This is a genomic window from Streptomyces sp. NPDC029169 (assembly GCF_055563935.1).
This window is the reverse complement of sequence record NZ_JBVHXA010000013.1, coordinates 194417-202912: the sequence shown is the minus strand read 5'-3', so window position 1 is coordinate 202912 and position 8496 is coordinate 194417. Positions and strand designations below refer to the sequence as shown.

The 8496-nt window shown below is 74.9% G+C and carries 6 protein-coding genes; 2 read left to right on the top strand and 4 right to left on the bottom strand.

What is annotated here, in order from left to right; translation table 11 throughout:
• Window positions 1–172: 172 nt before the first annotated feature.
• The 3 genes from ACZ4VI_RS23990 to ACZ4VI_RS23980 all read right to left on the bottom strand — a co-directional run bounded on the left by ACZ4VI_RS23990 (window position 173) and on the right by ACZ4VI_RS23980 (window position 2832).
• The gene (locus tag ACZ4VI_RS23990) at window positions 173–403 is read right to left on the bottom strand and encodes a hypothetical protein (protein ID WP_468002219.1); all 231 of its coding nucleotides are present in this window, start codon (window positions 401–403) and stop codon (window positions 173–175) included.
• Window positions 404–423: 20 nt separating this feature from the next.
• Window positions 424–2520, bottom strand: coding sequence for a 4-alpha-glucanotransferase (gene malQ, locus ACZ4VI_RS23985; RefSeq protein WP_468002217.1), 2097 nt, complete (start codon window positions 2518–2520; stop codon window positions 424–426).
• 75 nt (window positions 2521–2595) lie between these two features.
• On the bottom strand, window positions 2596–2832 hold the full coding sequence (locus ACZ4VI_RS23980) for a hypothetical protein (RefSeq protein WP_468002285.1): 237 nt from the start codon (window positions 2830–2832) through the stop codon (window positions 2596–2598).
• 222 nt (window positions 2833–3054) lie between these two features.
• Here ACZ4VI_RS23980 and ACZ4VI_RS23975 point away from each other — a divergent pair, with 222 nt between their 5' ends.
• Window positions 3055–6060, top strand: a complete 3006-nt coding sequence (locus tag ACZ4VI_RS23975; RefSeq protein WP_468002215.1) for a beta-N-acetylglucosaminidase domain-containing protein — start codon at window positions 3055–3057, stop codon at window positions 6058–6060.
• A gap of 478 nt (window positions 6061–6538) precedes the next feature.
• On the opposite strand, the gene ACZ4VI_RS23970 is transcribed toward ACZ4VI_RS23975, so the two are convergent.
• Window positions 6539–7102: an HNH endonuclease gene (locus ACZ4VI_RS23970; protein WP_468002213.1), complete on the bottom strand. Its 564-nt coding sequence runs from the start codon at window positions 7100–7102 to the stop codon at window positions 6539–6541.
• Window positions 7103–7351: 249 nt separating this feature from the next.
• Between ACZ4VI_RS23970 and ACZ4VI_RS23965 the strand changes: the two genes are divergently transcribed.
• Entirely contained in the window at window positions 7352–8413 is a 1062-nt protein-coding gene (locus ACZ4VI_RS23965) for a mechanosensitive ion channel family protein (protein ID WP_468002211.1), read from the top strand.
• The last annotated feature ends 83 nt before the right edge of the window (window positions 8414–8496 follow it).

Here is an 8496-nt window from a genome sequence, read left to right as displayed (position 1 = left end):
GAAGAAGTGGGGGGACTGAGGGCAGGGCCTTCGGGGGGCGGGGGGGGGGGGGAGGGGAGGACCGCAAGGTGGGGGGCGGCGGGGTGGGGGGAGGGGAAAAGGGGCCCCGCGGCGGTACTCGCGTACCGCCGCGGCGCCCTCGGAAGCGACCGGGCCTCAGGCCTTCTTCGCCTCAGGCCTTCTTCTTGGACTTGTCGGTCACCATCACCAGACCGGCGATCACCAGGAACAGCACGATCGGCAGGGCCACGTACAGACCGAGCGTCTCGACGACACTCAGCTCGGGGGCCGGGTCGTCACCGTCGTCGCGGGTGATCGCGAGCGCGGGGGACGACATGAGCAGCATCATCAGCGTCGTACCGGCCGCGACAGCACCGGCGCGCAGGGCGTTCTTCTTGTCCACGGTGCAAACGTAGCGAACACCTAAACCGGCCGCGCGTCCGGGGGTGCCGTACGGACACCCCCCGCGGATCCGAACACCGCGAGGAGGCGGTGTGCCCGGGGCGAGGCCGCCAGCTCCTCCAGGGTGAGCGGCTGACCCTCCGGGCCCGCCACCGGCAGCCGCCAGTTGGGGTACTGGTCCCAGGTCCCGGGCAGGTTCTGCGGCCGCCGGTCCCCCACCGTGTCCGGCAGCCACACCCCGACCATCGTGGCCGGGGTCCGCAGCAGGAACCGGTGGACGGCCCTGACCTCGGCCTCCTCGTCGCCGGGGCCCTCCGGAAGCAGCCCGAGCCGCTCCAGGTACGCCAGCCACTCGCCGGTCTCCGCCGCATCCCGGGCGCGCTCGCGCTCCAGGTCGCCGGTGAGCAGCCCGAGCCGGTGGCGCAGGGCGACATGGTCGCCGGAGAGCCGGGCCGCGGTGGAGGGCAGGTCGTGCGTGGTGGCGGTGGCCACGCAGTCGGTGCGCCACTGCTCCGGGGCGAGCGGCAGGCCCGTGCCGGACCAGTCCCGCTCGAACCAGAGCACGGACGTGCCGAGCACCCCGCGCCGCGCGAGCCGCTCCCGTACGCCCGGCTCGACCGTGCCGAGGTCCTCGCCGATGACGACCGCGCCGGCCCGGTGGGCCTCCAGGGCGAGGACGGCCAGCATCGCCTCGGAGTCGTAACGGACGTACGTTCCCTCGGTGGGTTCGCGGCCCTCGGGCACCCACCAGAGCCGGAACAGGCCCATCACATGGTCGATGCGCAGCGCGCCCGCGTGCCGCAGCAGCTCCCTCAGGAGGCCGCGGTACGGGGCGTAGCCGGAGGCGGCGAGCGCGTCGGGGCGCCAGGGCGGCAGGCCCCAGTCCTGGCCGAGGGCGTTGAAGGCGTCGGGCGGGGCGCCGACCGACATGCCGGCGGCGAACGCCTCCTGCTGCGCCCAGGCGTCGGACCCGTCCGGATGGACGCCGACCGCGAGGTCGTGGACGATCCCGACCGCCATCCCCGCCTCCCGCGCGGCCTCGCTCGCGGCCGCGAGCTGGCGGTCCGTCAGCCAGGCCAGCCGGCAGTGGAAGTCGACCCGGGCGGTCAGCTCGTCGTCCGCGCGGACGGCCGCGGCGGCGGAGCGCGGGTCACGCAGCTCCTCGGGCCAGGAACGCCAGTGGTGCCCGTGCCGCTCGGCGAGGGCGTTGTAGGTGGCATGGTCCTCCAGGGCGCGGCCCCGTTCGGCGAGGAAGTCGCGGTACTCGGCGCGTCTGCCGGGGCCGAGTTCCACCGTCCGTACGAGTTCCAGGGCGCGCCGTTTGACCTCCCAGACCGCGTCCCGGTCGATCAACGCGCCCTTGCGCAGCACGCGTTCGCGCAGCTCGGCGGCGTCGTCGAGGATCGCGTCCAGCTCGTCGCGGTACCGGTCGCCCACGAAGCCGTACTCGGGGATGTCCTCGATCCGCAGATGGACGGGGTCGGGGAAGCGGCGGGAGGACGGGCGGTACGGGGACGGATCGGTGGGCGCCCCGGGCACGGCCGCGTGCAGCGGGTTGACCTGCACGAAGCCGGCGCCGTGCGACCGGCCCGCCCAGGTGGCCAGTTCGCGCAGGTCGCCGAGGTCGCCCATGCCCCAGGAGCGGGTGGAGAGCACCGAGTACAGCTGGGCGAGCAGGCCGAAGGCCCGCCCCTCCGGCCGGGGCACGCGCGCGGGGGCGACGATCAGCGTGCTCACACCGTCGCGGCCCTCCGGGGCCCGGGCCTCGACCCGGTGGATGCCGAGCGGCAGCCCGTCCCAGCCGCCCCCTTCCGCCACGTCCTCCACCACCTCCCCCGACTCGGTCGTGACGCGCAGCCGGGTGCCGGGCGGAAGGTCCTGGGGCGGGCTCACCGGGCCGTCCTGCCAGCGCACCAGCGTGGGCGGGAGGAGCCGGTCCTCGTCGGCCCGCCGCGCCGCTTCGAGGGCGGCGTCGACCGCCTCCGGCGTCCCGGCGTCCACGTCGAGGGCGGCGAGCACGGCCACGACCGTGGCGTCGGGCACCTGGACGGTGACGCCCTCGGACGGTTCGTACGTGGTGGCGACGCCGTGGAGGGCGGCGAGGCGGGCCAGGGTCACTTCACACACTCCAGAGGTCTGGTCTGGGGACGGTGGCGGGAGGCCCGGCGGCCCGGTGGCCTGGTGGCCCGGCGGTCACACTCCGGGGGACTCCGCGCCGGCCGCGGTGCCGGGGGCGGGGGCGGGGGCGGTGGGTTCGCTGGTGAGCGGGGCCGCCAGGGTCAGTGGCGGCTCGCTGGTGAGCGGGGTCGCCGACGTCAGGGGCGGCTCGCTCGTGAGGGGTGCGGCGTCGGCGAGGGCCGGCTCACTCGTGAGGGGGCCCTGTTTCAGTCCAGGTATCTCGGTCGTCTCGGTGGTGTGGGGGGTGGTCACGCTCACGGGGGTTCTCCCGGTTTCGTCTCGACAGGTGGAACGACCAAGCCCTACCCACCGCACCTCGTTTTACCGGCGGAACTCGGCGAAACGACGCCACCTCGCCGAATCGCCACCGGGCAAAGCAGACACATCGGCCACCCGCATTGACACCTCCGCCGGACGGGTGGTGGGCTCGTGACCCACTCGTGACCTCAAGCACCCCCCTGGAGAGGAGTCCCCGTGTACCTCGGGCGCAGGAAGCGGACCGCGACGGCCGTGGCCGCCGCGGTGATCGGCGGACTCCTCGGCAGCGGCCTCACCGGCGTCTCCCAGGCCGCCCCGGTCTCCCCCGTCACCACCCCCGACGTACCGCAGAGCCCGGCCGGGCCGGCGGTCTGGCCCCGCCCGCAGTCCCTGCGGACCGCCGGTCCCGCCGTGCCGCTCGGCGACGAGGTGACGCTGCTCGCGGACGCCGACGCCGATCCGTACGCCGTCGCCGCGCTCCGCGAGGTGCTGCGGGCTGCGGGGGTACGGACGGTCCACACGGCCCTGCCGGGCGGCGGGACCGTGATCCGCGCGGGCTCCGCCGCCTCCCAGGACGCCCTGCGGGCGCTGCGCGTGCCCGAGCGGGCCGATCTGCCGCGCGGCGGCTACCGGCTCGCGACGGGCCGGTTCCAGGGCCGGGACACCGTCGCCCTGGACGGAGTGGGTACGGACGGCCTGTTCCACGCCGTCCAGACACTGCGTCAGCTGATCGGCGGCCAGGCAGACGGTACGCGGCAGATCCCCGGTGTCGTCGTCCGCGACTGGCCCGGGACCGCCGTGCGCGGGCTGACCGAGGGCTTCTACGGCCGCCCTTGGAGCCAGGAACAGCGGCTCGCCCAGCTCGACTTCATGGGCCGCACCAAGCAGAACCGCTATCTCTACGCGCCTGGTGACGACCCGTACCGCCAGACCCTGTGGCGCGACCCCTACCCCGCCGAGCGGCGCGCGGAGTTCAGGGCGCTCGCCGAGCGGGCCCGCGCCAACCATGTGACCCTCGCCTGGGCTGTGGCCCCCGCCCAGTCCATGTGCCTGGCCTCGGACGACGACGTGCGGGCGCTCACCCGCAAGATCGACGCGATGTGGGCGCTTGGCGTGCGCTCCTTCCAACTCCAGTTCCAGGACGTCAGCTACAGCGAGTGGCACTGCTCCGATGACTCGGACACCTTCGGGCGCGGGCCGGAGGCGGCCGCGGCCGCCCACGCGCGCGTGGCGAGCGCGGTGGCCCGGCATCTGGCCGCCCGGTACCCGGACGCCGAGCCGCTCACGCTGATGCCGACGGAGTACTACCAGGACGGTGCGACGGCGTACCGCACCGCGCTCGCCGCCGCGCTCGACGACCGGGTGCAGGTCGCCTGGACCGGCGTCGGCGCCGTCCCGCGCACCATCACCGGGCGCGAACTGGCGGGCGCCCGCGACGCGCTGCGCCATCCGCTGGTCACCATGGACAACTATCCGGTCAACGACTACGCCCAGGACCGGCTCTTCCTCGGCCCGGCCATGGGCCGCGAGCCGGCCGTGGCGGCCGGCTCGGCCGCGTTCCTCGCCAACGCCATGGAACAGGCCGCGGTCTCCCGCATCCCGCTGTTCACCGCCGCGGACTACGCCTGGAACCCGAAGGGTTACCGGCCTCAGGAGTCCTGGCGGGCCGCCGTCGACGAACTGGCCGGTCCTGACCCGGCCGCCCGCGAGGCGCTGCGGGCGCTGGCCGGCAACGGCGCGTCCTCGATCCTCGACCCGGCGGGCGAGTCGGCGTACCTCAAGCCGCTGATGACCGCGTTCTGGAACAGCCGTACGGCGCAGGACCCGGCGGTACGGGAGAAGGCGGCGCGCGAGCTGCGCGCGGCGTTCACCGTGATGCGGGAGGCGCCCCGGCGGCTGGCAACGACCGCCGACGGCACCCTGGACGACGAGGCGGGGCCCTGGCTGGAGCAGCTGTCCCGCTACGGCCTCGCGGGCGAGACGGCGGTCGACATGCTGCTCGCCCAGGCCCGTGGCGACGGCGCGGCGGCCTGGCAGTCCCAGCTCCAGCTGGAGCCGCTGCGCGAGGCGCTGACGGCGAGCGGGGCGACCGTCGGCAAGGGCGTCCTCGATTCCTTCCTCACGCGCGCGGTGACGGAGTCGGCGGCCTGGACGGGCGCGGACCGCGAGCGGGACGCCGGACGCACGGCGGATCGGGAGCGGGACGCGTACACCGTCCGGCTCGACCGCTCGCGGCCCGTGGAGACAGTGACCGTGATGACGGAGCCGGGCTCGGGCGAGTCGGCTCATGTGGAGGCGTACGTCACCGGCGAGGGCTGGCGGCCGCTCGGCCCGGTGTCCCCGACCGGCTGGACGCAGACGGCCGTGAAGGGCCTGCGCGCGGACGCCGTACGGATCGTGTGGGACGCCGCGGACGGGCGGGGCGCCCCTCAGGTGCGCTCGCTGGTGCCGTGGTTCGCCGACGAGCCGCGCGCCGAGCTGGAGCTGGCCCGCACCGAGACGGACGCCGAGATCGGCGGACCCGCGCAGCGGGTGGACGTCCGGCTGGTGGGCCGGAGCGCCGACGAGGTGCGCGGGGCGCTGACGGCGCGGGCGCCGAAGGGGATCGTGGTACGGCTCCCCAGGGAGGCCCGCGTGCCGCGCGGCACGCGCGCGACGGTCCCGCTGGAGGTGTCGGTCGCGCCGGACGTGCCCGCGGGCTCGTACCAGGTGCCGGTGTCCTTCGCGGGCGAGGAGCGGACCCTGACGGTCCGCGCCTGCCCGCGCACGGCGGGCCCGGACCTGGCGCGCACGGCGTCGGCCGCGTCCTCCGGCGACGAGACCCCCGACTTCCCCGCGGCCTCGGCCCTGGACGGCGACCCGGCCACCCGCTGGTCCTCCCCGGCGGAGGACGGCGCCTGGTGGCAACTGGAACTGCCCCGGCCGGCCCGGATAGGCCAGGTCGTCCTCCACTGGCAGGACGCCTACGCCTCCCGCTACCGCATCCAGGTCTCCCCCGACGGCCGCACCTGGCGCACGGCGGCAACCGTCACCGACGGCAGAGGCGGCCGCGAAACCGTCCGCATGGACGCGACGGACACCCGCTTCCTCCGCATCCAGGGCGACGCGCGGGCGACGGAGTACGGCTACTCACTCTGGTCGGTCGAGACGTACGCGGTGGCCCCACCGACCACCCCCGAGAAGCCCGCCCGGCCCGAGGCCCCTGCGGGGCCGGGCGAGTAGGCGCCGTCCCACGCCGCGCCGGCCGGCCCGAGGCCCCGCCGGGGCCCGGCGAGCAGGGCCCGGCCCACGCCGCGTGACGGCACCCCGCCCCGCCAGTCCTTCCGCCTGGCCCGTCAGACGCCGTGCCGCGGCGAAGCCTGCGGCGCCCGGACAGGGCCCGGCTCCGCCGAGCCCCGGACCCATACCGGTACCGGTACCGGTACGGCCCGGGCCGGGCCGGAGGCCCGGGCCGTCGGCAAAGGCCACGCCCGGCGGGCGAGCGCGCCGCCGCGGGCGGGTCGCCGGCGCCGCGCGGCGCAGCCCGCGCCCGGCCCTGGGGGCCGCACGCCGGAGCTAACGCCCCGCCCTGGGGCCGCGCGGCGCAGCCCGCGCCCCGCCCTGACGCCGCGCGGCGGAGCCCGCGCTCGGCCCCCAGGCCAGCGCCCGTGGTCCGGGCGCGGCCCCTACGGCGATGGCCCGCCTACGACGAAGGCCCGGATCAAGCCGTCTTCACGGCCCCCGTGGGGGCGGTGGAGACGGCGTCGATCCGGGCCATCACGTCGTCCGCGCCGTATGGCTGCAGGTAGGGCAGCCAGCGCGGGTCCCGGTGGCCGGTGCCGATGATGCGCCAGGCCAGGCCGCTGGGCGGCGCGGGCTGGTGGCGCAGCCGCCAGCCCAGCTCGCGCAGGTGCCGGTCGGCCTTGACGTGGTTGCAGCGGCGGCAGGCCGCCACGACGTTCTCCCAGGCGTGCGTACCCCCACGGCTGCGCGGAATGACGTGGTCGACGCTGGTTGCGACGCCACCGCAGTACATGCAACGCCCGCCGTCGCGGGCGAAGAGGGCTCTGCGGGTCAGAGGAACGGGCCCCCGGTAGGGGACCCGCACGAACCGCTTCAGCCGGACCACGCTGGGTGCGGCGATGACGCGGGTCTCGCTGTGCAGGAAGGCGCCGGACTCCTCGAGGCAGAGTGCCTTGTTCTCGAGGACGAGGACGAGCGCGCGGCGGAGCGGTACGACGCCGAGGGGCTCGTACGACGCGTTGAGGACCAGGACATGCGGCACGGATGCCTCCTAATACGCCGGCGGCGCGTGGCTCGCGCCGGGACGAACTGCTCTCAGTCTCTCCTCATGCCAGGTCGGAGCGCCACTACGTACCCGTAACGGGCTTGAAGTGTTCTCGCCCACACCTCGGCATCGTCCCCAGTCTCATCCCCGCGTGAGGTCGGTCTCTCCCTCGAACAGGGCAACAGGAGCACACCCGATGCCCCGTTAGTGTGGATGTTCTGCGTACGCCACGCCTGGAGGTTCTCCGTGTCCTGGTCAGCTCTGCCGACCGTCGACGTTCCGCAACAGGTCCCCGTCAGTCTCGACGAGGCCGCCCAGCAGGCGACGAACGCCGCGGGCTGGGTGGAGGAGAACTGGTCCACCTGGTTGAACACGGGTCTACGGATCCTCCTCATCCTGGTCGTCGCCCTGCTGCTGCGGATGGCCATCCGCCGCGCCCTGACGAAGCTGATCGAGCGGATGAACCGCTCCGCCTCTGCGGTGGAGGGCACGGCCCTCGGCGGGCTGCTGGTCAACGCCGAGCGGCGGCGGCAGCGCTCGGAGGCGATCGGCTCGGTGCTCCGCTCGGTGGCGTCGTTCCTGATCCTGGGCACGGCGGGGCTGATGATCCTCGGCGCCTTCCAGATCGACCTGGCGCCGCTGCTGGCCTCCGCGGGCGTGGCCGGTGTGGCGATCGGCTTCGGCGCCCGGAACCTGGTCACGGACTTCCTGTCCGGTGTCTTCATGATCCTTGAGGACCAGTACGGCGTCGGCGACTCGGTCGACGCGGGAGTGGCGTCCGGCGAGGTCATCGAGGTCGGGCTGCGGGTGACGAAGCTGCGCGGCGTCGACGGTGAGATCTGGTACGTCCGCAACGGCGAGATCAAGCGGATCGGCAACCTCAGCCAGGGTTGGGCGACGGCCGCCGTGGACGTCACGGTCCGCCCGACGGAGGACCTGGACCAGGTGCAGTCGCTGATCAGCGAGGCCGGGGCGGCCATGGCGAAGGACGAGCCCTGGAACGAACGGCTGTGGGGCCCGGTGGAGATCCTCGGTCTCACCGAGGTGCTCCTCGACTCCATGACGATCCGCGTCTCGGCGAAGACGATGCCGGGCAAGAAGCTCGGCGTGGAGCGCGAGCTGCGCTGGCGCATCAAGCGCGCGCTCGACACGGCCGGCATCCGGATCGTCGGCGGGCTCCCGGCCCAGGCGGAGGAGTCCCCCGCGGACCCGACGGCGTCGATGGCGGCCCCCTCGGCCTTCGCCTCGCCGACGTCCCCGCAGGGCGCGGCGGCGACCCCGCTGCCGAAGCCGGACCTCAGCAAGTAGCCAGTGCCGTCGAGGACGGCGCGTAGGCGCCGGTGGTCGGCGCGGCAGGCAGTGGCAGCCGGCACTCCCCACTAGATTCGAAC